Source organism: Pseudomonas sp. FW215-R2, from assembly GCF_058789255.1.
In genome coordinates this window covers 178,254-203,144 of the sequence record NZ_JBYTBO010000011.1, presented here as the reverse complement: position 1 = coordinate 203,144, position 24,891 = coordinate 178,254, and the positions used below count along the sequence as shown (strand labels likewise).

General features: G+C 56.5%; 24 protein-coding genes and 2 pseudogenes. 8 read left to right on the top strand and 18 right to left on the bottom strand.

Features of this window, described 5'->3' with window-relative positions; genetic code table 11:
* Positions 1-106: 106 nt before the first annotated feature.
* The gene (locus AC3WRD_RS17395; RefSeq protein ID WP_065259299.1) at positions 107-412 is read right to left on the bottom strand and encodes a PepSY domain-containing protein; all 306 of its coding nucleotides are present in this window, start codon (positions 410-412) and stop codon (positions 107-109) included.
* A 153-nt stretch (positions 413-565) separates the two neighbouring features.
* Between AC3WRD_RS17395 and AC3WRD_RS17390 the strand changes: the two genes are divergently transcribed.
* Positions 566-1,444, top strand: a complete 879-nt coding sequence (locus tag AC3WRD_RS17390; RefSeq protein ID WP_102621061.1) for a sterol desaturase family protein — start codon at positions 566-568, stop codon at positions 1,442-1,444.
* Position 1,445: 1 nt separating this feature from the next.
* On the opposite strand, the gene AC3WRD_RS17385 is transcribed toward AC3WRD_RS17390, so the two are convergent.
* Both AC3WRD_RS17385 and AC3WRD_RS17380 read right to left on the bottom strand, forming a co-directional pair.
* A complete protein-coding gene (locus AC3WRD_RS17385; protein WP_102621060.1) occupies positions 1,446-2,129 on the bottom strand; it encodes a helix-turn-helix transcriptional regulator in 684 nt (227 codons plus the stop codon).
* Entirely contained in the window at positions 2,129-3,256 is a 1,128-nt protein-coding gene (locus tag AC3WRD_RS17380; protein WP_096818161.1) for a glycerophosphodiester phosphodiesterase, read from the bottom strand. The genes AC3WRD_RS17385 and AC3WRD_RS17380 overlap by 1 nt, the downstream gene beginning before the upstream one ends.
* Before the next feature lie 215 nt (positions 3,257-3,471).
* On the opposite strand from AC3WRD_RS17380, the gene AC3WRD_RS17375 reads away from it, so the two are divergent.
* On the top strand, positions 3,472-3,798 hold the full coding sequence (locus AC3WRD_RS17375) for a DUF2025 family protein (RefSeq protein WP_085730336.1): 327 nt from the start codon (positions 3,472-3,474) through the stop codon (positions 3,796-3,798).
* On the opposite strand, the gene AC3WRD_RS17370 is transcribed toward AC3WRD_RS17375, so the two are convergent.
* Together AC3WRD_RS17370 and AC3WRD_RS17365 are read right to left on the bottom strand one after the other, a co-directional pair.
* Positions 3,799-4,119, bottom strand: coding sequence for an antibiotic biosynthesis monooxygenase family protein (locus AC3WRD_RS17370; protein ID WP_102621059.1), 321 nt, complete (start codon positions 4,117-4,119; stop codon positions 3,799-3,801). It lies immediately after the preceding gene.
* A complete protein-coding gene (locus AC3WRD_RS17365; protein WP_102621058.1) occupies positions 4,116-4,823 on the bottom strand; it encodes a CTP synthase C-terminal region-related (seleno)protein in 708 nt (235 codons plus the stop codon). Before AC3WRD_RS17365 ends, AC3WRD_RS17370 begins: the two co-directional genes overlap by 4 nt.
* A 15-nt stretch (positions 4,824-4,838) precedes the next feature.
* Here AC3WRD_RS17365 and AC3WRD_RS17360 point away from each other — a divergent pair, with 15 nt between their 5' ends.
* Positions 4,839-5,780, top strand: coding sequence for a LysR family transcriptional regulator (locus tag AC3WRD_RS17360; RefSeq protein ID WP_102621057.1), 942 nt, complete (start codon positions 4,839-4,841; stop codon positions 5,778-5,780).
* On the opposite strand, the gene AC3WRD_RS17355 is transcribed toward AC3WRD_RS17360, so the two are convergent.
* The 5 genes and pseudogenes from AC3WRD_RS17355 to AC3WRD_RS17335 all read right to left on the bottom strand — a co-directional run bounded on the left by AC3WRD_RS17355 (position 5,781) and on the right by AC3WRD_RS17335 (position 9,682).
* The gene (locus tag AC3WRD_RS17355) at positions 5,781-6,308 is read right to left on the bottom strand and encodes a DUF1003 domain-containing protein (RefSeq protein ID WP_102621056.1); all 528 of its coding nucleotides are present in this window, start codon (positions 6,306-6,308) and stop codon (positions 5,781-5,783) included.
* A 61-nt stretch (positions 6,309-6,369) separates the two neighbouring features.
* Positions 6,370-6,807 (bottom strand): annotated as a pseudogene (locus tag AC3WRD_RS17350) (methyl-accepting chemotaxis protein); the annotation flags it as partial.
* Between the two features lie 108 nt (positions 6,808-6,915).
* Positions 6,916-7,599 (bottom strand): annotated as a pseudogene (locus AC3WRD_RS17345) (PAS domain-containing protein); the annotation flags it as partial.
* Positions 7,600-7,873: 274 nt separating this feature from the next.
* Positions 7,874-8,926: a diguanylate cyclase gene (locus AC3WRD_RS17340; protein WP_102621066.1), complete on the bottom strand. Its 1,053-nt coding sequence runs from the start codon at positions 8,924-8,926 to the stop codon at positions 7,874-7,876.
* A gap of 147 nt (positions 8,927-9,073) precedes the next feature.
* Positions 9,074-9,682: a TetR/AcrR family transcriptional regulator gene (locus AC3WRD_RS17335; RefSeq protein WP_102621054.1), complete on the bottom strand. Its 609-nt coding sequence runs from the start codon at positions 9,680-9,682 to the stop codon at positions 9,074-9,076.
* A 214-nt stretch (positions 9,683-9,896) separates the two neighbouring features.
* On the opposite strand from AC3WRD_RS17335, the gene AC3WRD_RS17330 reads away from it, so the two are divergent.
* Both AC3WRD_RS17330 and AC3WRD_RS17325 read left to right on the top strand, forming a co-directional pair.
* Positions 9,897-10,970: an MBL fold metallo-hydrolase gene (locus AC3WRD_RS17330; protein WP_102621053.1), complete on the top strand. Its 1,074-nt coding sequence runs from the start codon at positions 9,897-9,899 to the stop codon at positions 10,968-10,970.
* 112 nt (positions 10,971-11,082) lie between these two features.
* Positions 11,083-12,600 (top strand): amidase family protein, encoded by a 1,518-nt coding sequence (locus tag AC3WRD_RS17325; RefSeq protein WP_102621052.1) that lies wholly within the window; start codon positions 11,083-11,085, stop codon positions 12,598-12,600.
* Between the two features lie 49 nt (positions 12,601-12,649).
* On the opposite strand, the gene AC3WRD_RS17320 is transcribed toward AC3WRD_RS17325, so the two are convergent.
* The 4 genes from AC3WRD_RS17320 to AC3WRD_RS17305 form a co-directional block, all read right to left on the bottom strand.
* The gene (locus AC3WRD_RS17320) at positions 12,650-12,970 is read right to left on the bottom strand and encodes a helix-turn-helix domain-containing protein (RefSeq protein WP_102621051.1); all 321 of its coding nucleotides are present in this window, start codon (positions 12,968-12,970) and stop codon (positions 12,650-12,652) included.
* 2 nt (positions 12,971-12,972) lie between these two features.
* Positions 12,973-13,326: a type II toxin-antitoxin system RelE/ParE family toxin gene (locus AC3WRD_RS17315; RefSeq protein WP_102621050.1), complete on the bottom strand. Its 354-nt coding sequence runs from the start codon at positions 13,324-13,326 to the stop codon at positions 12,973-12,975.
* Between the two features lie 42 nt (positions 13,327-13,368).
* Positions 13,369-13,686 carry a helix-turn-helix domain-containing protein gene (locus AC3WRD_RS17310; protein WP_102621049.1) on the bottom strand — a complete coding sequence of 106 codons (318 nt, stop codon included), beginning with the start codon at positions 13,684-13,686 and terminating at the stop codon, positions 13,369-13,371.
* A gap of 93 nt (positions 13,687-13,779) precedes the next feature.
* Positions 13,780-14,547: an AraC family transcriptional regulator gene (locus AC3WRD_RS17305; RefSeq protein ID WP_102621048.1), complete on the bottom strand. Its 768-nt coding sequence runs from the start codon at positions 14,545-14,547 to the stop codon at positions 13,780-13,782.
* A gap of 112 nt (positions 14,548-14,659) precedes the next feature.
* Between AC3WRD_RS17305 and AC3WRD_RS17300 the strand changes: the two genes are divergently transcribed.
* The 3 genes from AC3WRD_RS17300 to AC3WRD_RS17290 all read left to right on the top strand — a co-directional run bounded on the left by AC3WRD_RS17300 (position 14,660) and on the right by AC3WRD_RS17290 (position 18,030).
* Entirely contained in the window at positions 14,660-15,475 is an 816-nt protein-coding gene (locus AC3WRD_RS17300) for a sulfite exporter TauE/SafE family protein (RefSeq protein ID WP_102621047.1), read from the top strand.
* Positions 15,463-16,713 (top strand): hypothetical protein, encoded by a 1,251-nt coding sequence (locus tag AC3WRD_RS17295; RefSeq protein ID WP_256580629.1) that lies wholly within the window; start codon positions 15,463-15,465, stop codon positions 16,711-16,713. The genes AC3WRD_RS17300 and AC3WRD_RS17295 overlap by 13 nt, the downstream gene beginning before the upstream one ends.
* A gap of 126 nt (positions 16,714-16,839) precedes the next feature.
* Complete coding sequence (locus AC3WRD_RS17290; protein WP_102621045.1) at positions 16,840-18,030, top strand: hypothetical protein; 1,191 nt, start codon at positions 16,840-16,842, stop codon at positions 18,028-18,030.
* A gap of 3 nt (positions 18,031-18,033) precedes the next feature.
* Here AC3WRD_RS17290 and AC3WRD_RS17285 read toward each other — a convergent pair whose 3' ends face one another.
* The 4 genes from AC3WRD_RS17285 to AC3WRD_RS17270 form a co-directional block, all read right to left on the bottom strand.
* A complete protein-coding gene (locus AC3WRD_RS17285) occupies positions 18,034-19,020 on the bottom strand; it encodes a hypothetical protein (RefSeq protein ID WP_102621044.1) in 987 nt (328 codons plus the stop codon).
* Positions 19,021-19,153: 133 nt separating this feature from the next.
* Positions 19,154-21,229 (bottom strand): AIPR family protein, encoded by a 2,076-nt coding sequence (locus AC3WRD_RS17280; protein WP_102621043.1) that lies wholly within the window; start codon positions 21,227-21,229, stop codon positions 19,154-19,156.
* The gene (locus AC3WRD_RS17275) at positions 21,226-22,209 is read right to left on the bottom strand and encodes a PD-(D/E)XK motif protein (RefSeq protein ID WP_158243862.1); all 984 of its coding nucleotides are present in this window, start codon (positions 22,207-22,209) and stop codon (positions 21,226-21,228) included. Before AC3WRD_RS17275 ends, AC3WRD_RS17280 begins: the two co-directional genes overlap by 4 nt.
* Positions 22,199-24,889, bottom strand: coding sequence for a Z1 domain-containing protein (locus tag AC3WRD_RS17270; RefSeq protein ID WP_102621041.1), 2,691 nt, complete (start codon positions 24,887-24,889; stop codon positions 22,199-22,201). Before AC3WRD_RS17270 ends, AC3WRD_RS17275 begins: the two co-directional genes overlap by 11 nt.
* Positions 24,890-24,891 lie beyond the last annotated feature (2 nt).

Here is a 24,891-nt window from a genome sequence, read left to right as displayed (position 1 = left end):
GGGTGAGGGGGTAGGGGCTCCCTGGCGAAACATGGTTTCAGCCAAACGCCAGACACAAAAAAGCCGCACGATCCGAAAATCGTGCGGCTTTGTATTGTGGGGGCAATCAGTGATCTTGCTTGTTGCTCAGGACCTTGCCGGTTGCCGCATCCAGATCCACGTCCCATTCTTTGCCATCGGCAGTACGCAGCTCGACTTCGTACTCATAGCCGTTGAAATGGTTGTCCAGGTCGGTGTCGACGATGGTCGCGCCCGGGTGCAGGGCCAGGGCAATCTTGTTCAATTCTTCCAGTGGCTTGATCTTGCCGGACTTGACCAGCTCAGGGATCTGATCGACGCGAACGTCAGCCTGGGCCAGGCCAGCGGTGAGGGTCAGGGCGGCAGCGGTAAACAGGGCAGTCAGGGTTTTCATCGGTTATTCCTTTGGGTGATTCGTTCAAGTGAGTTCAGGTTAGTCACCGCAACTTAATTCACCCTTAAAAAACGCCATGGGTGTTTGCGTCGTTAGTTCAATCGCCGTTCGCGGGTAACTTTCATGCTCTGCCTTCGATTAATGGAGGTGGACATGAAACGCATCTTTTCGTGGTTGTATGCGCCGTTGTTCTGGCTTGGATTCATCGGCGGCGGGATTGGGTTGGCGGGGCATTCGCTACTGTGGTTGTTGCCGTTGTTTGCTGTGGCGTTGGCGGTGTCGTTCGCGGCCGAATGGCTGCTGCCTTATGAAATGAACTGGAACCGCCCGACCGGCGATCGACGTCGCGACATGCTCCACGCGTTGATCAACGAAGCGCTGAACGCCCTCGGCCTGCTGGCATTGCCGGGGCTGGTGACGCTGATTGCGATTGACGGTGCTTGGCCGTCGAGCTGGCCACTGTGGCTGCAAGTCGGCCTGGCGATTTTCATTGCCGATGCCGGCGTGAGCCTGATGCACTACGCCAGCCATCGCGTGCCGTGGATGTGGCGGCTGCACGCGATTCATCACAGCGTCGAACGGCTCTACGGGTTCAACGGTTTGATGAAACATCCGCTGCATCAATTGCTGGAGGCGACGGCGGGGCTGCTGCCGTTGCTGGTGCTGGGCATTCCGTCCGAGGTCGCGGTGTTGTTGGCATTCGCCATTGCAATCCAGCTGTTGCTACAGCATTCGAACGTCGACATGCGCGTTGGCCCGCTGCGCTGGATCTTCGCCTGGGCGCCGCTGCACCGTTTTCATCACATGAAGTACGGGCGCGCCGGTGACGTCAATTTCGGGCTGTTCTTTACCCTCTGGGACTGGCTGCTGGGCACCGGTTTTTACACGGAGAATTACCGGATCGGCGCGGGCGATCTGGGCATCGGCAGTCGTCCGGATTTTCCACGGGACTATATGGCGCAGTTGTTCGATCCGTTCGAACCGGCAACGCTGGGCAAGGAACCGAAAGTACCGGAGGGCTTGAGACGTTGAGTCAGTCCAGCAGACGCAATTCGATGTGTTGCAACGCCTGACGTGCAGTCACGCCGAAGAGTTTTTTCAGGCTGCGGGAGAAGTGCGCGGAATCGGCAAAGCCAGCGGCGTGGGCGGCATCGGTCACCGGGCTGCCCGCCAGAATCGTCGCCATCGCCAGCCGCAACCGGCGCCACAGCACCAGCCGTCGCACCGGTAAGCCGACCTGGCTGACGAACAAGCGCTGCAACTGGCTCAGGGAAACATGGGCGGAGTCAGCCACGGCACTGGCGGCAACTTTGCTCGACAGCGAGGCATCGACAGTGGCGAGGGCTCGTTCGATTCGCGGATCGCTCAACTCACGTCGCGGACATTGGCCAATGGCGTGATCCAGTGCGGTCAGCGACAACTCAACGTCGAACAGCGCATCGCGCAACGCCTGGGCCTCAAACCGCAACGGTTCGGCATACACGGTGAACACGGGATCCGGCGCTTCGACAATCGCATGGCGAGTCTGGGACGTAATCAGCAGGCGGGAAGTGGTGACAGGTGTGCCCTCGACCAGAACAGTCAACGGCCGGTCAGGCGCAAGAATCAGTTGGTGAGCGTAGTGGGAGTGGGGCGCAGTGCGCCCCGACATCCCGTGGATCAGGCCATAGTCGTGCCCCAGCCAGAGGCGGCCTGTCCACGGGGTGTCCGGTTGCATCAGAAACCGTTGTTCTTCAACACCTGATCCACACTGGCGGCGGCCGGGCGTTTGTAGAACTTCAGCAGTTCGCTGGCGCGGTTGGTGAAGATGCCGTCGACGCCGGCAGCCATGACTTTCTCGTAGTCCACCGGCTCATCGACGGTGTAGACGTGCACCAGCATGCCCTTGTCGTGGGTGTACTTGTTCATCCATGGCTGAACCAGATCCGAATAGCTCTGATCGCCGCCGTGGGTCAGCTTGGCCGAAGGACCGGTGCCGATGGCGCCCTGAGCCTTGGCGTAGTCGACCCATTGCTTGAATTCAGCTTCGGATTTCGGCTCTTGTTTGCCGTAGAACGTGTTCTTGTCCTTCTCGCCGGAGTCGGCAAAGGTCACTTTGGATTTCGGCTCGATGCTGCCTTCGCCAACCCACAGCAACAGAATCTTCGGCACCTGCGGCATTTCCTTTTGCAGCAGTTCGAGGCTGTTCTTCTCGAAGGTTTGCAGGATCACTTTACCGTTGCCCGCGCCGACGCTGGTGGCGTCTTTTGGCTGTTTGGCGCCGGCCGGGATCAGCAGGCCGCGAGCCTGGAGTTTTTCCTTCAGGTCGTGCTCGATGCCGGGGAACAGTTGCGGTTCCTTGGTCTCGATGTACAGGCCCGGCTTGTGCTGCGGGTTGGCCTGGGCGATGTCGATGATTTCGTCCAGGGTCAGAATCTTCAGGCCGGCGTAGGACGGACGCGCGCGATCCGGGTAGGCCTTGTTGTACCAGCTGCCGGCATCCAGGGTTTTCAGTTCGGCCATGGTGAAGGCGTTGGCCGGGCTGTCCTTGCGGTCCGGGAACTTGCTGGCGACGTCGGTGGTACGTTGCAGGTTGTTGTCGTGCAGGGCGAACAGCACGCCGTCCTTGCTGCGCTGCAGGTCCATTTCCAGGTAGTCGGCGCCGAGGTCGCGGGCCAGTTTGTAGGAGGCTGCGGTGGATTCCGGTGCATCGAAGGAGGCGCCACGGTGGGCGATCACCGCCGGGTGCGGAATGCCCTCGGAGGCAGCGAGCGCAACCGGGTTTGGCTGGCTGGCAGCATGGGCCTGACCGAGGCCGAGCATCAGGCTCAGCAGCAGAGCGCTTTTGGTAAACGTGGCGGGCATGTCGAGGTCCTTTCGCAGGTATTTTCGAAGATGTCCCTTTTAGCAACTCAAACGAAAACGTGCTATCGCAAGACCGACATAAACGTACTGAAAGCGAAAATTTCCGCACTTTTGTGCGTTTGTTTGCAGTACGCTTGGCCACGGCGACCACCCCGGCAGAGGGTGTGCCTCAATGCCCTGCGTGTAAACCTTCGATCACTCTTGTGAGGTTTACCATGCGCATCACATCCCAACTCATCTGCCAGGCGGCCGACGACCTCAAGGGTTTTGTCGGCCTCAATCGCAAGACCGGCCAGTACATCGTGCGTTTCAGCGAAGACTCGTTCGGCATGGACGTGGCCGATGACGGCATCATTCCCGCCAGCGAATTCGTCTGGGCACCGGCCACCGAACAGACCATGACCCTCAAGCGCGAGTTGATCCAGTTGCTGCTCGATCAGCACATCGATGACCGGATCAACATCACCGAGCCGTTGCGCGTTTACATGAGCAAGCGTGAAGTGCCGGAGATTGTGGCGGTGCGCAGTCTGGTGAAGGGCTGACTATCCGAATCGATAATCGCGCTCCACTTTGCACACCCGCGTATGACATGCCGAGTACCAGGTCGAACGTCCGCGCTCGCGAATCGCCTGGTGCTCGGGATGGTGTTTCCACGCCAGAATCGCCGCTTCACTGTTCCAATAGGATGTCGTGATCCCGAGCCCATCCGCCCCTCGGGCCGACTCCACGCCGAGAAATCCCGGTTGCTCGCGCGCCAGTTCAACCATGCGCTCGGCAGCTTCGGCATATCCCTGATCACCTTCGGTACGGGTCGAGGTGAAGATCACCGCGTAGTACGGCGCTTCTGGCGTTTCGGCGATCATGCCCGTTGCTCCGCGCAGGCTTCGACAAATGCCCGCACCAGCGGTGGCAATAGACCTTTGAGCGCCGCACGTTCCGGCTGGAACAACGTTGCGACGAAGAACACATGGTTTTTCAGTTCGATGGCGCGCAGATCGCCCGCCGAATCGTGGCCCACGGCGTGTAGGTCATGGGTCAGCAATTCCCGTTCGAACTGCGGATTCACACCAAAACGGCAGCGATAGCCTTCACGGGTCTCGGACGTTTCGTACGCCTTGGCGATCAACGAACCGGGCACCAGATGGATGCTGTCCACCGCTTCCACCAGCGAGCAGGTCAGCGGCGTGAGCACCGCACGGCTGGAATCGGGCGAGGTTTCGCCATGCTCTGCATCGGCCCAGCCCAGTACGTTGCGGGAAAACTCCAGCACCGCATGTTGAAAACCGCCGCAGGTGCCGAGGAACGGGCGCTGCTGTTCGCGGGCAAAGCGGATGGCTCGCAGCGCGCCAGCCTCACTTTTGTAAGGGCTGGCCGGAACGCACCAGAAACCGTCGAAACCTTCGAGCGGTGTATCGAGGTGGATTTGCTCAGTGGACAGCCATTCGAAATCGACTGGTCGGCGGATGTGTTCCGCCACAAGCCCGAGGGCGACGGGGATGGCTTGGTGGGCGGTGACTTGCGGGTCGTAGTCACCGATCAGGGCGATGCGCAGGGCTCTGGATTCCATGAGTGTTCGCTGTGCTTGTTGAGGGATGACGCTCACTATAGATTGGCGTTCACGCACTCAATATGGGCGTTTCCCCAAGTGATTAATGCAGCGACGCACTATCGACTCGACTTCCCGGATCTGGCGCTGATTCTCGCCCTGGTGCGCGGCGGCTCTCTGGCCCGGGCCTCGCAGCTGTTGAAGGTCGACGTGTCGACGGTGTTTCGCGCCGTGCGCCGGCTGGAGGCCGCGCTCGGTCAGCAACTGTTCGAAAAAAGCCGCGCCGGTTACCTGCCCACCAGCCTTGCGCAGACTTTGGCCGAGCAGGCCGAGCGCGCCGAGCAGGCACTGGAGGCGGCGCGAATCGGTGTGGAGCAGGGCGGCGAAGTGATCAGCGGCACGGTACGCCTGACCTGTACCGACTCGGTGCTGCAAGGTCTGCTGCTGCCGGCATTGGCGCAGTTCATGCCGAACTACCCGGCGCTGACCATCGAACTGAGCACCTCCAACGACTTTGCCAACCTCAGCCGTCGCGACGCCGACATCGCCTTGCGCCTGACGCGCACGCCACCGGAGCACCTGGTCGGACGGGAGCTGGCGAAGATTTCCTACCGGGTCTGTGCCAGCGAGCGTTATCTGCAAAATGTTGAAGCGGTCGATCTGAACGCCCTGACCTGGATCGCCCCGGACGATTTCCTGCCCGATCACCCGACTGTCGTCTGGCGTCGCCAGCACTTGCCGGGCGTGACACCGGGCTATCGCTGCAACAGCATGTTGTCGGTGACGGAGCTGGTGCGTGCCGGGCTCGGCGTCGCGGCGTTGCCGGACTTTCTGATCACCGAAGGCCTGCGAGCCTTGAGCGAACCGCTGCACGGTTATGACACCGCGTTCTGGCTGCTGACCCGCCCGGACTGCCGTGCGTTGCGCTCGGTGGTCACGCTGTTCGATGAACTCGGGCGGGCGCTGCGTTTGCCGTGATCAGGCCTGAGGATTCTGACGCATGTGATCGTGCAGTTCGCGGGTCAGGCCTTCGATGCGCTCGGTGAGGTTCTTGGTCATTTCGGTGAGCCGGGTGTTCTGCTCCAGCAGCTCAAGCAACTGCGCGGTGTTCTTTGCGGCCTGCACCTGACGCTCGGAATTGGCCACAGCCAGGGCTTCGCGATGCTGCGCGTCGGCGTCGGATTGCGCCTTGTCCCGCGCGGCCTGACGGGTCTGGGCCAGCAGAATCAGCGGTGCGGCATAGGCCGATTGCAGGCTGAACGCCAGGTTCAACAGGATGAACGGATAGACGTCGAAGTTCGTGACGCCAAACATGTTGAGGCACACCCAGAGCACCACGATCAGGGTCTGCGCGCCGAGGAAGGTCGGCGTACCGAAGAATCGCGCAAACGCCTCGGCCCGCAAGGCGAACTTGTCGTTGCCGAAGGTTGTGTTGAGGTGGGCGTGGGGGCGGTGGAAGCGCAGGTGATCGACAGGGGCGGCGGATTCGTTTTTTTCGGTGGTCATGACGGGCTCGGCAAGGCTTGGGACGTTGAGTCACTATAGCCCTGCGTCGCCCGTGTTGGCCTTATCCCGGCGCACGCTCGTTGGCAAACATGCTCACCGCTTCCACGGCTTCGCTGGCGCCATCGCGAATCTGCAGAATCACCGTCCCCGCCTGATCCGCCAGTTCGACGCCTTGCGCCGCGCGTCCACGAGTGCTGTCCATGCTCTTGATCGCCTGGCGGGTTTCGCTCTGGATCAGGCCGATCATGTTGGAAATCTCTGCCGTCGAGCCGCTGGTGCGTGCCGCCAGTTGCCGCACTTCATCGGCCACTACGGCAAAACCGCGACCTTGCTCGCCGGCCCGTGCCGCTTCGATCGCGGCGTTCAGGGCCAGCAGATTGGTCTGATCGGCAATCGCACGGATGGTGTTGACGATGGTGGTGATCTGTTCGGAGCGCTCGCCGAGTTGTGCGATCAGGTTCGAAGATTCGGCGATGTCATCGGCGATCTCGCGCATTTCGCTGGCCGTTTGCTGGATCACTTGCGTGCCTTGCTCGGCGACTTTTCGGGTGGCGACAGAGATGTGATAAGCGGCGCTGGCACTGCGTGCATCCTGCTCGTGCTGCTCGACCCGGGCGGTGACGTCCGAGGCAAACTTCACCACTTTGCACAAGCGGCCGGCGGCGTCGTAGACCGGGTTGTAGTTGGCTTCCAACCAAACGGTTTGCCCGCGCTTGTCGACGCGTTCGAACTGTCCGTGGAAGAACTCACCCTGATTGAGCCGGCGCCAGAAGTCATCATAAGCACTGCTGTTGACCAGCTCTGCAGTGCAGAACAAGCGGTGATGTTTACCTTTGAGTTCGGCGAGCGTGTAACCCATGCGTGTCAGAAAATTCTGATTGGCTGTAAGAACATTGCCATTGAGGTCGAACTCAATCACCGCCATGGCACGGTCGATGGCTTGCAGTTTGGCGTTGGCTTCACTTTCTTGCTGCACCTTGGCGGTGACGTCCATGGCGTACTTGACCACTTTCACCACACGACCCGAAGCATCCTTGATCGGGTTGTAACTGGCTTCGAGCCAGATCGGCCGGCCCTGGCTGTCGACGCGCTCGAAGGTGCCGGACTGGAACTGACCGTTTTTCAGCTTCGACCAAAGCTCGGTGTACTGGCTGCTGCGGGCAAATTCCGGTGGGCAGAACTGGCGGTGGGACTGGCCGATCACCTGTTCGGCGGTATAGCCCGTGGTCTTGAGAAAGTTGTCATTGGCGCGCAACACCACCGCGTCGAGATTGAATTCGATCACCGCCATGGAGCGGTCGATGGCTTCGAGCAGGCCGGTTTGCTGGGCGAGGGTGTGTTGCAGGTCGTCGACAACAGACTTCTGGCGATTGAAAAACATGCTGGGTGCGCTCCGGAAATAGGGCTAGAGGTGTTGTCCCTGTTCCCGCGGCGGCAGGCCGAAGATGCTGGCGACGTTCGGCGTTGACTTCATAGTGCCAGCATCCAGGCTGACAGCTCGATCTTATACAAAGTTTATAAAGTTGTACAAGAAAGTGGTTGATCCGGATCTTGTACAACGCTTGTCAGGCGCTGGAACGGCTCAACGCTACGCTGATCGTGTTACGGCCCGTGTGCTTGGCGGTGTACAACGCTTTGTCGGCGTCATCCAGCCAGTCGAGGGCGTCCGGGCAGGTCAGTTGGAAACGCGCCAGTCCGATGCTCAGGCTGACCCGCAACTCGGGCACCTCGGGATGGCGGTACTGATGCAGAGCCCGGCGCAGTTGCTCCATCAGGGCTTCGGCTTTGCTCAGCGGCAGGTTGGGCAGGATCACACAGAATTCGTCGCCGCCGTAACGCCCGGCCAGCTCACTTTCACCCAGCACGGATTTCAGTTCGCGACTCAGTTGTTGCAGCACCGCGTCGCCGACGATGTGCCCGTAACTGTCATTGATCACCTTGAAATGATCGATGTCGATCAGTGCCAGGGTGGCTTGGCTGTTGTGGTCGCGGCACTGCTGGAACTTGAGGTGCAACAGGTCTTTCCAGGCGCCGTGGTTGAGCAGGCCGGTGAGGCTGTCGGTGCGGCTCAGGGCGCTCAAGGTGCGTTTGTGTTCGGCGAGTTTGATCGCCAGTTGGTAACAGACCATCCCCAGTGCAAGCGGATAAAGAGTGAGCATCGGCAGGCACGCCCAGACCTGGGTTTGCGTGGTGGTCAGGTTGAACTTGACCCCGAACACTGACCAGCCCAACAGCACGCCGATCACCTGGGCGAGGGCGCCGAGCAGGAACAGCCGCCGGCCACCGGCGGCCACATTGTTCATGGTCATCATCGACAGAATGGTCACGGCGGTCAGCGGGTTGAACTGGAAACACGCGGTCCAGAAGCCGCCGCATACCGAGTCGTAAAGCAGGTTGCGACGTTCGGCGCGGTAGGGGAAGGCCGAACGGGTCGACCATTGATAGGCGACGTGGGGCCAGAGAAATCCATTGAACAGCAACAGCGCCCAGAGCCAGGTCGGCATGTTCAACGGATACAGCGCGGCGCCGACACTGAAGAAACCGACGCCCAAACCGATGGCACGTGGCAGGTAAATGCGTCTGGCGAATGACAAGCCTTTGCCGCGTTGGTTATCCATGAGGTTCTTCGCCAGATTCATTCTGAAACACTTTCCAGTGTAATTCTTCAGAGCGACCGTTCATCGGTCAATGACAGATATTGTCATTTATTCCAGCGGGAAAATTCAGTGTCCTTGTGAGCCATTTAATCGTGGCGCAGGCTCGATCTAGAGCTGATAACAGGCCAGGAACATGTCCAGCGCCGATTCGACCACGGCATTTTGCGTTGCGTTGTCGAGCGCCGGCTGGCCCATGGAAATCTGTGGCCAGAAGGCGAAAGACTTGAGCAGGCCCTGTACCTGATGCGCGGCGAATTCCGGGTCGACCGGTTTCAGCCGACCGTCTGCCTGAGCGGCGCGAATCCACACGGTCACGCTTTCCTCACGCTCGCCCATGCGCGCCACCATGTTCTGTGCGCGTTCGGGCGAGTGGATCGCGGCGGCGATGGCGACACGGGCCAGATTCATGAAATTGTCGTCAGCCATCATCTGCAGTTTGGCCAGCAGCATCGTTCGCAATTGATCGCGCAAGGGTTGATCAGGCTGATACGACACGGCTTGCTCGGTGCTGATTCGTGCCCACAACTGGTTGAGAATTTCGGCGAACAGCTCTTCCTTGCTCGGAAAATGGTTGTACACCGTGCGCTTCGACACCCCGGCAGTGGCCGCGATCTTGTCCATGCTGGTGACTTCGAAACCGTTGGCACGGAATTCGGTGATGGCCGCCAGGATGATGGCTTCGCGTTTGCGGTCGGTGAGGCGCGTTGGAGCTGTCATAAATTCGATTCGGCAGGAAATAGATGAAATTACACTCGGCAGTTTACTTGTCATCCGGTTTGATGCAACCTAGAAAGTACACCGATCAGTGTAATGTTGCGTTAATCGGTGCAACCTAAAACCAGATGTCCGGCTGATGCGTGCGTGCCTTGGCCATTTATCGTCCCACCGTGGAAAACCGTGAATTGCGCGGTTTTTCTGGAGTCATTCAGTCATGGCCAAATCAATTTCTTCCGCGGTCAGTCCTGTACCTGAAGCTTCGCGCCAGGCAGAAGGGACGTTCCGTAACCACGCTCCAGTGCAACGTGAAGGTGTGCGCAAGATGCTGCGCATCATGTGGAACATGATCTTCCACAAACCGCGCAATACCCGTCCGGCGTCGGCCATTCCGGTGCAGCCGCTGACCCGTGCCGACCTGATCGCCGCCCCCAATCACAGCGTCTTTCGCCTCGGTCACTCGACCTTGCTGCTGAAGCTGCAAGACAAATTCTGGATCACCGACCCGGTGTTCGCCGAGCGCGCCTCGCCCGTGCAATGGGCCGGCCCGAAACGCTTCCACCAGCCACCGATCAGCATCGACGAGTTGCCACCGATCGAAGCGGTGATTCTGTCGCACAACCATTACGACCATCTCGACTACGAAGCGGTGTTGAAACTGGCGGACAAGGTCAACGTGTTCCTGACCCCGCTGGGCGTCGGTGACACGCTGGTCAAATGGGGCATCGATGCCAGCAAGATCCGCCAGTTCGACTGGTGGAAGGGCACCGAAGTCGCCGGCATCCGCTTCATCGCCACCCCGTCGCAGCACTTCTCCGGCCGTGGCCTGTTTGACGGCAACCAGACCCTTTGGGCTTCGTGGGTCATCATCGATGGCGATACACGAATCTTCTTCAGCGGCGACAGCGGCTACTTCGACGGCTTCAAACGCATCGGCGAACAATACGGCCCGTTCGACCTGACCCTGATGGAAACCGGCGCCTACAACGTCGAATGGCCCCACGTGCACATGCAACCGGAAGAAACCCTGCAAGCCCACATCGACCTCAAGGGTCGCTGGTTATTCCCGATCCACAACGGCACGTTCGACCTGGCGATGCATGCGTGGCATGAACCGTTTGATCGCATTCTTGCACTGGCCTGGGAGCGCAGTGTTTCCATTACCACGCCGCAAATGGGCGAGGCGTTTAACCTGATGCAACCGCAACGTGGGGACGCATGGTGGTTGGAAGTGGAACAAGAGGTGTCAGAAAAAGGGCGTGTTGCCTGTAGCAGCTACAAGGCTGGGTGAGTTTTCCTACCAGCTCTGGTTCTTGTTGCTGACAGCCGTTTCCTGCGGCTTCGGTAGGCTTGGTCGCGAGTGAAATGACTCACTCGTGATTGGCTTAAACAAGGATTGGAAAATGAAATACCGCTTTAAACGCAACATGAATACGCTGGCGCAGGCCATCGTGTTTTCGCTGAGCAGCGGCGTCGCCCTCGCGGCACCCTCCAGTGCAGCACTTGAATACGCAAGCGCCAGCGAGCTGAGTGCGATGATGGTCAGCAACGAACTGACATCGGTCGCGCTGGTTCAACACCTCATCACGCGCATAGCGGATCTGGACAAGCAAGGTCCGACCCTCAACGCCATCATTGAAATGAATCCCCAGGCCCTCGACATCGCGACTGCGATGGACGAAGAGCGTGCGCAAGGCAACATCCGTGGCCCGCTGCACGGAATTCCGGTCCTGTTGAAGGACAACTTCGATACCGCTGACAGCCTGCAAACCAGTGCCGGGTCACTGGCCATGGTCGGGCAGCCGGCGGCTCAAGATGCTTTTACGGTTAAACAACTGCGCGATGCCGGCGCCATCCTGCTGGGCAAAGCCAACATGAGCGAATGGTCGGGCATGCGTGATATGTCTCTGCCATTGGGGTGGAGCGGGCGCGGCGGCCAAGGTAAAAATCCTCATGTACTGAGTGAAAGCACCTGTGGTTCCAGCTCCGGCCCGGCGGTAGCGGTAGCCGCAGGCTTCACACCGCTGGCCGTGGGGACTGAAACCAATGGCTCGATCACTTGCCCGGCGTCGGCCAACGGCGTGGTTGGCGTCAAACCGACGCTGGGGTTGTTCAGTCGCTCCGGCATTGTGCCGATCACTCGATTGCAAGACACCCCAGGTACGCTTACCCGCACCGTGCGGGATGCCGCGCTGCTGTTCAACGTCATGCAAGGCACCGATGCTTCGGACAGCGCCACTGCCAACGCTCCTACAGGCGTTGACTACACCGCATTGCTTGCCAATGAAGCCTTGCAAGGCAAACGGATCGGTTATCCGATCGCGTACACAGGGTCCCACGATACGGTATTGAACCCGAGTCTGGAGATGCTTGCCGCAATGGCCACCCTGGAAGAGCAGGGCGCTACGCTGGTCCCGTTGACTGTTCGTCTGCCGGACATCGATGACTACGTTAACGGCCTGATGGGCGGGATGAAGCATGAACTGCCCGAATATCTCGCCAGTCGCCAGGGCTTGCCGATCAATTCATTGCAGGCCCTGATCGACTTCAACCGGGCCAACCCCGGTGAGGAGCAACACGGCCAGCAGATGCTGGAGGCTATCAACGCGTCGGCGCTTTCCCATCAGGAGGCGAGCGCACTGATTACAACCATCAGCCAGAACTTCAAAGGCGCTATCGATGAGCAGGTGCGTGAGCACAATCTGGATGCCCTGTTCGCCGAGTCGGATGGCTTTTCCCAGTTCTCCGCTGCGGCCGCAGGCTACCCGGCAATCACCTTGCCCTCGGGCATGAGCGATGACGACACGCCGACCTCCGTGTTCTTTTACGGCCAGCAGTGGAGCGAGCCTCAGTTGTTTGCGATGGCATACAGCTACGAACAGGCTTCGATGGAATTGCGGCATCCAGGGTTCAAGGATTAAACACCTTGTTGGCACTGCGTTGTCTTCGACTATTTGATGCACTGCCGTATCACGCGAACACCACCTCAATTCGGCCCTCTTTGCGAGAGCGGGGGGCCGGTTTGACCACAATCTGCACATCTCGGCCGAGGTGGGAAAGGCATTCCATCATCTTGGCTTCACTGATGCCGCGGAATTTTCCTCTCAGCATTTCGGACAGCTTGGGTTGTGATAGCCCCAAGATTTCAGAAGCTTGAGATTGAGTGAGATGACGCGCTTTGATGATTTCACCGATCTTTGCGGCGAGTTGAGACTTGACCTGCATTTCACTGGCGTTGGGCAAGCCGAGGTCTTGATAGACGTTGCCGCTGCCTTCTTCGATTTCAATCATTTCTAAGTTCCTTTCGCATGGTCCTGAGCGGCTTGAAGTCTCTTTCGGATCAGATCGACATCGCACTGCGCGGTTTTTATGCCCGTGGTCGACTTTTTCTGAAAACAATGCAGGACGTAAATCGCATTGCCAAAACGGACCGTGTAAACGGCGCGGTAGGTATTCGTATCAAAGTCCTCAATCAACTCGAGGACGCCCGCGCCTCCAAACCCCTTCAGAGGTTTTGCATCTGGATGTCTGAGACCGCTTTGGGCCAAATCCATTGCGTAACCAAAAACATCCTGTACATCAGTGGGCATCTGCTTGAGATCTTTCTTGCTACTGCTAACCCACAGGAGTGGCTTCCTTGTACTCATGCGAAAAATATACCTATATTGGGATAATCTCAATCAATTGGTTCAGTCAGCCATCGCATAATCTCCATGAATCGCTGATTCCGGCATCGCACCTCTGACATTCCCCCCACGCCCCGGCGCAAACCCCGGAAAGAACACCAGCCCCTGCGCCTCAAACCGATAGGTCAACGCCAGCCGCGCCGAATCCGCCACTTCCTGTTGCGCCTCGAATCGCTGAATATCGTCTACCGAAACCCCTGCCTCCCGCGACAGCTGTTCCACGCTCCAGCCCAACATCCCTCGGGCCTGGGCGCAATGCGTCGGGGTGAACTGGAAAAGGGCGATACGTTCGAGGATGAGGTTCATCGCTGAAGAGGCCATGGTGTGCTCCGGGCTCGAGAGTGCTGATGGAAAATACACTGTGTTTTTGTACAGTTGTTTTCGGCCGGGATCAAACGCATTTTTTGATTTGCCCTAGCTCGCCGCCTCCAACCAGACGGACGGTGCCTGACCGAGGATCCGACGAAACATCGTCGAGAACGCCGCCGGGCTGTCATAGCCGAAGTCCAGGGCAATCCGCGTCACCGCCTCACCCGCCGCCAGCCGTGCCAGCGCCAGTACCACGCAGGCGCGCTGGCGCCATTGACTGAAACTCAGGCCGGTCTGCTGACGGAACAGTCTGTTGAAGGTGCGCAAGCTTACGTGCAGCTGATCGGCCCATTGCAGGGGCGACTGGTGGGCGTTCGGCTGATGCAGAAAGGTCTGACACAGTTCGAGCAGTCTTCCGTCAGACGGCAGCGGTATATGCAACGGCAGCGGTGCACTGCGCACCAATTCATGCAGCAACAAATCGATCAGCACGCCGTCACGCCCGGCAAGGTCATAGGTCAGCGGCAGCTCCACCGCCTCCATCAGCAAATGCCGCATCAACGGCGACACACTGATCACCTGACAACGCTCACCCAGATCCACCGCCCCCGGCTCGATATACAAACTGCGAGTGCTGACTCCCAGCATCAACACCTCATGCGCCACCCCCGGCGGAATCCATACCGCCCGCTGCGGCGGCACCACCCAGTTGCCATCGTGAGTGCTGACCTGCATCACCCCGGTCGCGCCGTACAACAATTGCGCCCGCCGATGCGTATGACGTGGCAACAGATAGCCGTGGGAATAATCCGTACCGATCGCCACCACCGGGCGCGGCGTGTCATCCAGCAGGTTGATCGAAACATTGCGCATCGAGCGGCATCCAGCGATTGGCGTAAACGCAAACATTATTGGCTGACTTGCTGAGGCAGGCCAAGCGCCGCCGCTCTATCGTCGAACGCTCCCAAGCAACGGACGACGCGCCATGTTCTACCTCCTGCTGACACTCTTCGGCTGCCTGACAGGCGTCACCGCCGTGCTCTTCGGCTTCGGGGGCGGCTTCGTCGTCGTGCCGTTGCTGTACCGCATGCTCACCGCCAGCCACGGCGTCGACGACCCCGTCGGTCAATCGGCCATGCACATCGCCGTCGCCACCTCGACCTGCGTGATGATCGTCAACGCCCTGATTGCTGCCGACAAACACCGCCGCGCCGGCAACCTGATCCGGGATTACCTGTGGCCCTTGGGCGGGTTCATCGGGTTGGGCGCTATCGTCGGCGCAATGGCGGCGGTATGGGGCAGTGGCGAAGTCATTCGCTATGCCTTCATCGCCTACCTCGGCGTGACGATTGTCGATTGCCTGCTGCGACGCGGCTTTCTCACACAGTCCGAAGGCGTCATCCCACGGCGATTGGGAACGGTGGAAACGTCCGGCGGTGGTGTAGGCATTGGCGCCATCGCGACCTTTCTCGGCGTAGGAGGAAGCGTCATGACCGTGCCGTTATTGCGGCGTTGCGGGTTGAGCATGTCGCAGGCGACGTCGATGGCGAATCCATTGAGCGTGCCGGTGGCGCTGGCGGGAACGCTGACGTACATGGTGATGGCGAGGTTCAGCGAGACAACATTCGGGCCATGGTTTATCGGGTATGTGGATCTGTTGGCGTTTGCGGTGCTGACGCTGGGCTCGATGCTGGGGATTCGACTGGCCACGCCGTGGATCGGGCGGATACCGGATCGGGTGCATGCTTGGGTGTATATCGGGTTGCTGGTGATTGTGATGATCAGTATGTGCGTGAGTTGATCCCGACTAAGCTCGATTCCCCGCTACAACATCGACATAATCCGCGGTCACTTTTTGCGGCATTTGCCCGCTTGCTCAAGGAAGAATTGATGTTTCACGGATTGTTGCGCCTTTCCGGCATTTTGGTACTCGCCGTTTTTTTCCATCCCCTGGCATGGGCGGAAAACGCTACGCAGGTTTACACGGGAACGTTGGGCAAGACGGCGATCGTTCTGGAGATGAATACCCGAACGGGAGAGGGGCGTTACTTCTACCAGAAGTACCGCAAGGATCTGGAGCTCGAAGGTTCCAGGGATGGGGACACGCTCGAACTCCGCGAAGGTTCGATGATGGACGGGGACTCCCGTCCAACGCTTCGTTTACAGGCGATCGGGAGCAATTGGTCCGGTGAGTGGAGTAATCCGGCCGGGAAAACCCTCAAGGTTGAGTTGCAGCCTGCAATGATTCCGCAAGCCCCCGTCGACTCATTGCCCAATATCGTCAGCCTGCGTGAGAAGGCTCCTTACGAGTATCTGCGGCTGCAAGGAATGAAACTGCAAAAGGGCAAAACCGAAACTTTCATGGGCTACACACTGCAATGGTGGAGCGAGCCCAAATCACAAGCTTCGCTTTTTGAAGTGGTGTCCGGTTATTCCCCGCAAGTACTTCAACGTATCAACCAACAATTGATGGGCCGATTGTGGGGGGAGGTAATGGCTTATTTCAGTTGCTCGGGTGACTACTCTCAATCCAGCCAACCTCTGTGGATGACGCCTTCGGTAATGAGTGTGCGGATTTCAACGGATTATTACTGTGGCGGCGCCTACCCGGACCAAAGCAACGACGCGCTCAACTTCGATGCCACAACCGGTCAGGCACTGACGCTCGAGGACGTCTTGTGGGTAGGGCAAGGTCAGCCGCTGCACTATGAACAACACGATGATTTCAATGCAGGTTCACCCGGTTCTTCTGATGCCTGGTCGAAATACCGGACTACAGAGTTGGCACCCTGGCTGGTCGCACAGCTGCTGAAACTGTATCCCCGGCAAATGACCGTCACCGCAGAGGGCGATAACGACTGTCACTACGACGAGAGCGATCCCTGGCAATTCATGGGTTGGTACTTCACTGAGCAGGGCATCAAGTTTGATCCGTCGTATCCGCATGTCGCGGCAGTATGCGGATTCGTCGACTGGAGTGTTCTGCCATACAGCGTCGTCAAACAGCATCCGGGTGGTGTTGCGCTGCAACTGCCATGACGCATCGTTGCATCTCGACTTACATTTCTCGATTACAGTGCTCAACCTCGCCATAATCCACCGCGAACTTTTCAGCGCCGGCAATCAATGTCCGGCGCAACTTCCGACTCATTCAGGGAATGATCCATGCTCAAGGGACTGTTACGCCTGGCGCCATATGCCGTGGCGTTGTTCACACTGATTTCCACTGCCCATGCCGAAGATGGTCGGCGCGTGTTCACCGGCAAGCTGGGCAAAACGCCGATTGTGGTTGAGCTCAATACCCAGCAACCGGATGAAGTGACCGGTCGTTACTTCTACGAAAAATACCATCGGGACCTGCCCCTCAGCGGGTCATTGCAGGACAGCACCCTGACGCTGGTTGAAGGCAACAATCGCTACGGTGACGACAAGCCACTGCCAACTTTGAAACTGGAAGAAACTGCCACTGGCTGGCAGGGCGAGTGGCAAAGTCCGAAGGGCAAGAAGCTTACAGTGCAACTTTCCGAGGCCAGGCTTCCAGCGCCGACAACTTCTACGCTGCCCTTCATCGCCGCGTTGCCAAACGGCGAGCCGTATGAGTATTTGCGACTACAGGGACTCAAGCTCAAACCGCTGAAGAAACAAGACTTCATGGGTTACACCCTGCAATGGTGGATAGAGCCGGAGTCGAAGATTTCGCTGTTCAGCGTAGAGTCCGGTCTGCCAAAAAATGATCTGCAACGGGTTAACCAGCAGTTGCTTGGGCGATTGTGGAATGAAGTCATCCGCTATCACGGTTGCCAACTACAGGGCGGGGAAAACGTCGACTTCATGCAGGACGCAGAGCCCAAAATGATTTCGCCGGCCGTGGTCAGCCTGAACATCTCGACCAGCTATTTCTGCGGTGGCGCGCATCCGGACTTCGGTGATTCGCCCCTTAACATTGATGTAAGCACAGGCCATCCGTTGTCGCTCGAAGATGTGCTGTGGGTAGGTGAGGGCAAGCCACTTCTGCATGCCGAACGAGACAGCCTGGGTGACAAGCCTTTGAGCCCGGCTGAAAGTAACGCGCGTTATCAGTATGAAAACAAGGAGCTGGTGCCTTGGCTGATCAGGCAATTCACTGCCCTGTACCCCGCAGAAATGAAGAAGCCGACGCAAGATGATGATTGCGACTTCACGGAAGAAAGCGTTTGGGGTTCTTCGCCGTGGTACTTCACTGCGAAAGGCTTATACCTGGGCGCTTACTTCGCCCGCGTACAACGTTCTTGCGATAGACCAGACTGGTCGATTCTGCCGTACTCTCTGATCAAACAACACCCCGGCGCCGTCAAACTGCAACTGCCCCAGGGCTGACCATCACGCCAGACCCGGCGCTTCACGAATGATGAAGTGATCCAGGTTCTCAATATTGGCATTGAAGACCTCGAAAGGTTTTTCGGGGTTCTTCTTGCCCGGCACCTGCTTCAACTCCGGCGTCACACCGTAGAAGAAGCAGAACAACTCCTTGTCGCTGTCGACCGCGTGCTTGATCTCTTCCAGAAACGCCTTGCGCTTGCGGTAGTTGTCGATCAGCTTTTTGTTGAGATAAACACTGACCGGATAAGGCTTCTTCTTGCTGTCATCCGGCTTCTTGAACCAGACCTTGTCCTCGAAATCGATCCGGAAACTGGCACTGTGAAAGTCCTCGATCTTCTTGATCCGGCCCCAGTAAATCAGCCCCTTGTTGTCCATCAAGTACTCGATCTTCTTGAAGAACGAACTGTACGGCGCCGTATGCTCGCCAATCTTCAACGGCATGCGCTTGAGCAAATCCTTGTCCGCGAAGTTCGACACAAAACACTCCACGGGATGGGCGAAGACACTGGTCTTGTCCGGCGCCGTCTCACGACTCGGCGATTCTTTTGAGGGAGAAGTCGCCACCCGCACCGGATCATCCCGCAACACATCCGCCGCCCCCGCGGGCGCAGCAGGCTTGCGCACATACTCACGGCGCGTCAGCAACAACTCCGACGGGAAATGCTCCTCCCGACCGTCATCCGATTCCCCCTCCGCCGCCTCAACCCCCGACGCCGACGTCTTCAAACTCACATACGGACAACCCGCCACATGCTGCGTACCGGGCAGATTCTTGAAGTGCGGCGTGCGCACGTAATTCACGTTCTTGGCGTTGAACGTACCCAACTCGTTGGAGGCATCGAACGCCGCACGACAGGCGTCGTTGGGGCACTGGAAGTGTTCCTTCGCGGAGTCGAACGCCACCGTCTCATCGAAATTGAGATCGCGAACGTCATAGATCGACAACTTGTCGTCGAGGCTGAGGCAGTAGGCGAGATCGAATTTCATGGTGGGGCTCGGGTCCTTGAGAGAAAGAGGGAGTATTTGTAGTGGTAGGTGGGTTGCGATTAGTTGCGACATATGTTCAACAATTACAGAAGCCATTTTTCCTTCTCGGCTGAATACCTAAGCGTTCGCCTTTCTATATGTCTTCGACTGGTATCCCTTCTTCCGCCATTCGCTTCACAAGCAGCTTAACGGCATTTTTATCCGGTCTTGCTAAGTTGATGTTTCCTGATCCTAGCTTTTTGAGGGCAATGTCAGCCTTTGGCGACAAAAAACGGCGCTGCTCGGCAGTTCGCCGGATAATTTCAGCCTTGGGCGCGAGCATGAGAAGGAGCAAATCGAAGTCAATTTCACGGTCAATCCTTGCCGAAGACTTAGCTTCTTTTTTATCTTGTGTTATCTCATTTGCATCGAGTAACAAATGATCAGGGATGGCTGGTACACTGAATTTTGCAGCTTTAATGTTTTCCCAGCAAAGCTCCAGCTTGCAGTACTCACCGACGTTCCGGACATTTGTCGAAGTATTTCTAAAAACGGCAGCAACCTGCGGAGTAATAAAGGCAATAAGCTCTTGAAGTTCGTCAGGTACAGATTGAGTGTTCCAAATTTGAATCCAGTTTAGGCTTGCTTTTCCTTTACGAACGATCTCCTCGGAAATCCAGGATAGCGCATAAGCAACTGTCTGGGATTTATAGCCGCGGTCCAGCTTGTACCATTCGGAACCAGCAACATGCTTGTCGGTCCAGCGGAATATCAGCCCCATTGCGCAGACGTTTCTATACCAACCTTCGTTAAATTGGGTAGGTGAGGATTTCCAAGCCTTTGCAGTTTGATCTGCGAAGGCCATAAACGCTTTTTGCGCTCCCCTGGATACAATGTAAGGCTTTCTTTCAAAGCTCAGGAAAAATTTCGCAAGGTCGGTCTTTTCGATAAGCTTATCCCTCGGATACTCCAGCTGATACTTTCTCTTCTCCGCGACGGATGCGTACGCCATGCCGTCACGGTACTGTCCTCGTGAACGCTCATAGAACCACTTATCACCCGTCATCGCACCACCCTGAGGCGGTGCGGCTATCATCCGGGAGTAACGTTCCATTTGCAGGTGGAACGGATGACTCGAGAAGAAGTCTGCCTCTGATATACGATTCTGAGTATTGGCGTACCGAGAAATTTTTGGTACGACTTGCTCGATATGGGTAGATGGAACTACGGAAAGTTTCATTTGCACATGGACACGCTCGAGCGGCGCGTCTGCGACATCCTTGGCATATAAGATAGATGCTGTTGTTTGGCCACCATTCACGATCTGAAGATTATGAATTGCTGCGATTCCAATTTGCCCGTCTTCGAGTGTTTCGAGCTCAACTGCCGATGCGGTTGCGGTTAAGCCATTGTTGTAAGCAAAAAACATCTCTGGTGTCTTCTTGATTGTTTCCAGAATCCCTTTGTTCACCTTTGTCTTAGCTTGGAGATAGGTTCGGACGTTTTGTTCGAGCAGTCGCGCCCCGTATAAACCATAGATTTCAGCAAGCACTGGGCCAGGAATGGCAAGAAGGTAGGATTGATGCTCCTCGGTGCTTGTCGAGGCTTTGAGGCAAGCAACGGGCGCTCCGGCAATGCCTGCGATATTGACTTCAATAGACTCTGGAGTTCGAAAGCTTTTCTGTATTTCGAAATAGCGAGTCGCGTCAAGAACGCTATAAACAATCGGCAGTTGACCTAAGTACTCGCCCAGCTGCGGCGGACGTTTGGTAGCCAAACGGGCATTGGAAAAAAGGATGATGCGAACTCTCTTGATGAGATCACGTGCTGAGTAGATGGGATAAGCAGCGGCAAACGCTGGGCTAGTTTCTTCGATTGAATTGATAAACTCTGATGAACAGGCATTCTCGAAGAAGGCGGTGGCCTGCTTAAATGCTGCAGTCAGACGGTCATTATGTAGAGGTTCCAGTATCGTTCCGTCTCGGTAATCGCTGACAGCGAGATAAATCGTTCCCCGATCAGAATCCAGTCCATATCCGTCGATTCGGTATGGCTTTCTTCCACCCTCCTTGTGACTGTGGGTGTATTCCAAGTCGATGGTGTCACCGTTGTCTGATGCCGCTGCTGCATAGAGCTCAAAAAAAGCCTCTTGTTGGAAGATTCCCCGTGCCTCCGCTTCTAAAAGAATATCTTCTCGTAGGGCTTCGAATGTTTGCTGCAAATCGCTCATATTTCGACTCCCTCGAATGCCTCATCATGGCTGATGATGAAGGGAACGCAATCACTCACACGAATGCTGTAGCTAACCTTCTCTATACCGGGGCGGAGGTCACTACGCTCAATACGAGGAAATTCGCTAGACACTTCATAGAAAATGCGGTCAACGAGAACCCAGCTTTCCTCGTTATATTCTGGCTCTTCCTGATATCCCACCTCTAGTAGAGCGATCTCAAAGAGTTCCAACGCTCCTGCGCCAGCCTTGTCAAACGCGTTTCGAATCTCTGAAACAATCGTGTTGAGCGTCCGAGCTGTAGTGATGGAAGCTGGTAGCGGTGCAATTCCCTGATTGCAGAGGAGGATGCGGCCCTGAACCGCATCGAGTTGATCTTCGGAAGAAATCCGGATTCGCCGGTCGGCAGTCACTACCTGCGTCTTAACCTCAAAGATATTGCCGGCGACGACAAAATCCTGCTCATGACCACTTGGACCATTCCAGCTTTTGATGGCGGCGTTCCAGCCGATGCGGTTACCTAGGATATCTCGCAGAAATAATAGTTCGCCAACTAAGCCAATCCGTTCGCTTTTGGATAGTAAGTGGTTAGCTCTATGCCGCAGCATCTGCTGCCAACGGTGAACCTCTTTGATGGCTTGCTGCAGACCTTTTTCGGACTGTGTCGGTGCGAGCTTGTCGGTCGCAAGCATAAGGCTCTTGCACATAAGGGCGAAATTTTGGAAGTTGGCAGCGTCACTCAGACTTAGCACTAATCTTGAACGCCCAGAGGTCAATTGATGGAGCTCACAGGTCACTGCCGACATCTTTGGCAGGTCGAGTATCTTAGGCTCCGCGCATTCGACATCAAGCTGGAAGATGAAATATCCGTGAAAGTCGCGACCGATTCTGAAATCGAGCGGGTGGCTACTGTCAGCAAGTCGAATGTTGCAATAACCTGGGTCACTAGGCGCCACGATCGCCTTCCATTCACTCAACATCCTGGGCCCCCATAATCGCTTCGGAGTCATCGTCTGCTTCTGCGGCAAATTGCTCAAGTTGCTGCCGATACACCGCATTTACTTGGTAGGTTCTCTCCTTGGCTGGTTTACCAGTCTCGGGCATGCAAAAGGACAGCGTGACGATGCTATCGTCAAGTTTGAGGTCATCATCGCAGTCGACTCGATCGTCGCGCAGATTCGCATTGAAGACATGTACTAACATCATTGGTCGTTCACGAACAGAGCAAGCGGCGCGTTCTTTCTTGTAAATTTCAGCCTGATAGGCAGCATCCGCTTCCGCGATTTGTAAGTTGGACAGACCGATCTGCGCGTCACCGGGGTCGGCGACACGGTTCTTGCTGCCATATACTCGATAAGTGCCTTTCTGAATTGTTCCTTGATTCCGAGACCTCAGATTTACTTTCTGGCCTGCGAATGTACTAGAGTCGCCCGACTGGCGCATGGGAAGTACCACGTCCCAATTCTCGAGCTCGTCCGTGACGCGGTCCTGAATATAGTCCGCGAGAAGAGATGTATCAGAAATTTTCGATAGATCGGGGTGATCTACGAACTGGAATTCGAGCATGAGACCAAGTATGTCTCGACCATCTGCGGCCCAGCGAATGTAGTCCTTTTTTACGTCAATAGGGTTGCCGAGCTCGATGAGAAACTGTTCCACCGCATTACGATGTTTCTGTCCAATAACTGAGTTATTAGGAAGTGCGAAACCTTCGATGTGACGGGCGGAATAGTCCTGAGCAATTTTGAGCTTCTCGGCCGTCCTCATTTTGTTTGCTGCTGTTACCCGAATTGCGAGCGGGCTCTGCCGGACTTTGAGGCCAAAATCACGCGGTGTGCGGCCTGCGGCCTTCATACGTTTGATCTCGCTCCTCAACTCTTCGGTCGCCTCGTCTACAAACTCGTAATGGTCGAAGGACACCTGCGGCAGATAGAGGCGGCAATATTCCTCATATCCCGGTCGGTAGCCAAACCAGCGCGCCATCTGCATAAGTGTGTCGCTTGCAGTAGCGTTTCGTAAGAGATAGGAGACCGTGAGGCCTTCGAGAGTCAGGCCGCGTGAAAGCGCCAGCCCGCCGATGGCAATAACATGCAAACCTTCTGATTTGCGCAGTGAATAATCTAGCTTGCCACCTCGCATATTGACAGTGCGGACATCAATGGACTGGACACCTTCATTTAGGACAGTCAGTAAGTTGTGCCAATTGAGGCCGGTCCTACCGAACTCGACCATGAAGCTATTTTTGAGATCATCCATGATCTCATCGTTTATCTGATCAATCGGCAGGGATGCATGGACCGAGGCCGCATCTTTGATTTCCGTTAGATATTCGAAAACTAGTCCGAGAATTTTTTCCTGAATGGTATTGAATCGACTGACATTGATCATCATCGAACAGTGTGTTTTGCCCTTTCCTTGGAATACTCTTATTGCCCTCGTTATGCAAAACACACGAATCGCGTGGCGGAGACTGTCGGGTAGGTCGGTAACATTATCGACACTCTTGTGTTTTAGCGGAAGTTGCGTTTGATAGTCATCGATGACCCTAACCATGCTCGGACGTAAGTCGCCTCCCTCGCGGAAAATTCGATGCGAACCTGCATAATTGGTAGGTGGATCAAGTGCCTTAATAAAGTTCCCGGGGAAAAGGTCATCGGTCTCCATTTCCTCCGTCGTTTCCGGGTCGATGAAAATATTGGCAAACGGTGTAGCGGTATAACCGATATATGCGGAGCGCGGAAAACGCGAAAGAATTTGTCGAATGACGCCGTTGATAGCGCTAGTCCGTTTGGGGTCAACGGCCGTATTGATAGACGCATTGTCTGCTTCATCATCGATCAGCAGAAGTGGTAGGTCATAGCCGCCAGTTTCGCCCTGTTTTTCTATCCAGTGTGCGAGACGTTCCAGGATGGATTTGTTTTTTTTGGTTATGAAGATCATCGGTTCCTGATGACCTGCGAGGCCGAAATAAATTCCATCGGTGCCGCTCGAGAAGTCCGCTACCCTAGTTGTGCCGTAAGAGGGGATTCGCCGTGTCTCTGCATAATTCTGAATTGGCAATGACTGCTGTGCAGCCGCGCCAAACATCGATACTTTGCCAATAAATGTCTCGTCAATTCGTTCCTGCGTCTGCGCACGCAATGAGTTGGTTATACCTGCCAGCAGGATGATGACGCGGTAGCCCGCGTCGGCTGCCTTGCATATCAGAGCAGAGTAATTGGTGGTCTTGCCCGACTGGACATTTCCCATGACCATTCCGCGAACTGCGCCATAGCGTTCATCTTTCGGGTTGCCGCATTGGTCGAGGATCTCATCTGTGTCGGAGTTGAGGGTAGCAAGTACTGGCGACGGAAGAGCTCCCGTCTCGAGATAGTATTTGCGTAAGCGGTTCCAGTAAAAGAAATCCAACCCCGGTCGTGTTGTTGCAAGCCAAGGTCGGTGGTCCTTTGTAATAACCGCTCCCCGCTTCTGAGTTACGATAAAATTCGCTTCCAGTTCTCGGATAATCGCGATGATCGCTAATTCATCAAGGTGTTGAAATGGTCCATTGCGAACTATTGTAGTGATTGCACCTTCAGGCAGTCCTTGTCCTAGAGTAATGTCTTCGCCATATTGCTCGTTGATAATTGAACGGAAATACGCAAGTTCGCTATGAAACATTT

Bases quoted from the DNA above. Each gene is read 5' to 3' on its own strand.
- AC3WRD_RS17320 (WP_102621051.1), bottom strand. From the start codon at position 12,970: ATGATTGAAATCGAAGAAGGCAGCGGCAACGTCTATCAAGACCTCGGC.
- AC3WRD_RS17380 (WP_096818161.1), bottom strand. From the start codon at position 3,256: ATGCCCGCCACGTTTACCAAAAGCGCTCTGCTGCTGAGCCTGATGCTC.
- AC3WRD_RS17275 (WP_158243862.1), bottom strand. From the start codon at position 22,209: ATGTTGAGTGAATGGAAGGCGATCGTGGCGCCTAGTGACCCAGGTTAT.
- AC3WRD_RS17300 (WP_102621047.1), top strand. From the start codon at position 14,660: ATGTTCTACCTCCTGCTGACACTCTTCGGCTGCCTGACAGGCGTCACC.
- AC3WRD_RS17375 (WP_085730336.1), top strand. From the start codon at position 3,472: ATGCGCATCACATCCCAACTCATCTGCCAGGCGGCCGACGACCTCAAG.
- AC3WRD_RS17270 (WP_102621041.1), bottom strand. From the start codon at position 24,889: ATGTTTCATAGCGAACTTGCGTATTTCCGTTCAATTATCAACGAGCAA.
- AC3WRD_RS17340 (WP_102621066.1), bottom strand. From the start codon at position 8,926: ATGGATAACCAACGCGGCAAAGGCTTGTCATTCGCCAGACGCATTTAC.
- AC3WRD_RS17285 (WP_102621044.1), bottom strand. From the start codon at position 19,020: ATGAAATTCGATCTCGCCTACTGCCTCAGCCTCGACGACAAGTTGTCG.
- AC3WRD_RS17390 (WP_102621061.1), top strand. From the start codon at position 566: ATGAAACGCATCTTTTCGTGGTTGTATGCGCCGTTGTTCTGGCTTGGA.
- AC3WRD_RS17305 (WP_102621048.1), bottom strand. From the start codon at position 14,547: ATGCGCAATGTTTCGATCAACCTGCTGGATGACACGCCGCGCCCGGTG.
- AC3WRD_RS17280 (WP_102621043.1), bottom strand. From the start codon at position 21,229: ATGAGCGATTTGCAGCAAACATTCGAAGCCCTACGAGAAGATATTCTT.
- AC3WRD_RS17290 (WP_102621045.1), top strand. From the start codon at position 16,840: ATGCTCAAGGGACTGTTACGCCTGGCGCCATATGCCGTGGCGTTGTTC.
- AC3WRD_RS17315 (WP_102621050.1), bottom strand. From the start codon at position 13,326: ATGAGTACAAGGAAGCCACTCCTGTGGGTTAGCAGTAGCAAGAAAGAT.
- AC3WRD_RS17330 (WP_102621053.1), top strand. From the start codon at position 9,897: ATGGCCAAATCAATTTCTTCCGCGGTCAGTCCTGTACCTGAAGCTTCG.
- AC3WRD_RS17395 (WP_065259299.1), bottom strand. From the start codon at position 412: ATGAAAACCCTGACTGCCCTGTTTACCGCTGCCGCCCTGACCCTCACC.
- AC3WRD_RS17385 (WP_102621060.1), bottom strand. From the start codon at position 2,129: ATGCAACCGGACACCCCGTGGACAGGCCGCCTCTGGCTGGGGCACGAC.
- AC3WRD_RS17310 (WP_102621049.1), bottom strand. From the start codon at position 13,686: ATGGCCTCTTCAGCGATGAACCTCATCCTCGAACGTATCGCCCTTTTC.
- AC3WRD_RS17335 (WP_102621054.1), bottom strand. From the start codon at position 9,682: ATGACAGCTCCAACGCGCCTCACCGACCGCAAACGCGAAGCCATCATC.
- AC3WRD_RS17370 (WP_102621059.1), bottom strand. From the start codon at position 4,119: ATGATCGCCGAAACGCCAGAAGCGCCGTACTACGCGGTGATCTTCACC.
- AC3WRD_RS17365 (WP_102621058.1), bottom strand. From the start codon at position 4,823: ATGGAATCCAGAGCCCTGCGCATCGCCCTGATCGGTGACTACGACCCG.
- AC3WRD_RS17325 (WP_102621052.1), top strand. From the start codon at position 11,083: ATGAAATACCGCTTTAAACGCAACATGAATACGCTGGCGCAGGCCATC.
- AC3WRD_RS17355 (WP_102621056.1), bottom strand. From the start codon at position 6,308: ATGACCACCGAAAAAAACGAATCCGCCGCCCCTGTCGATCACCTGCGC.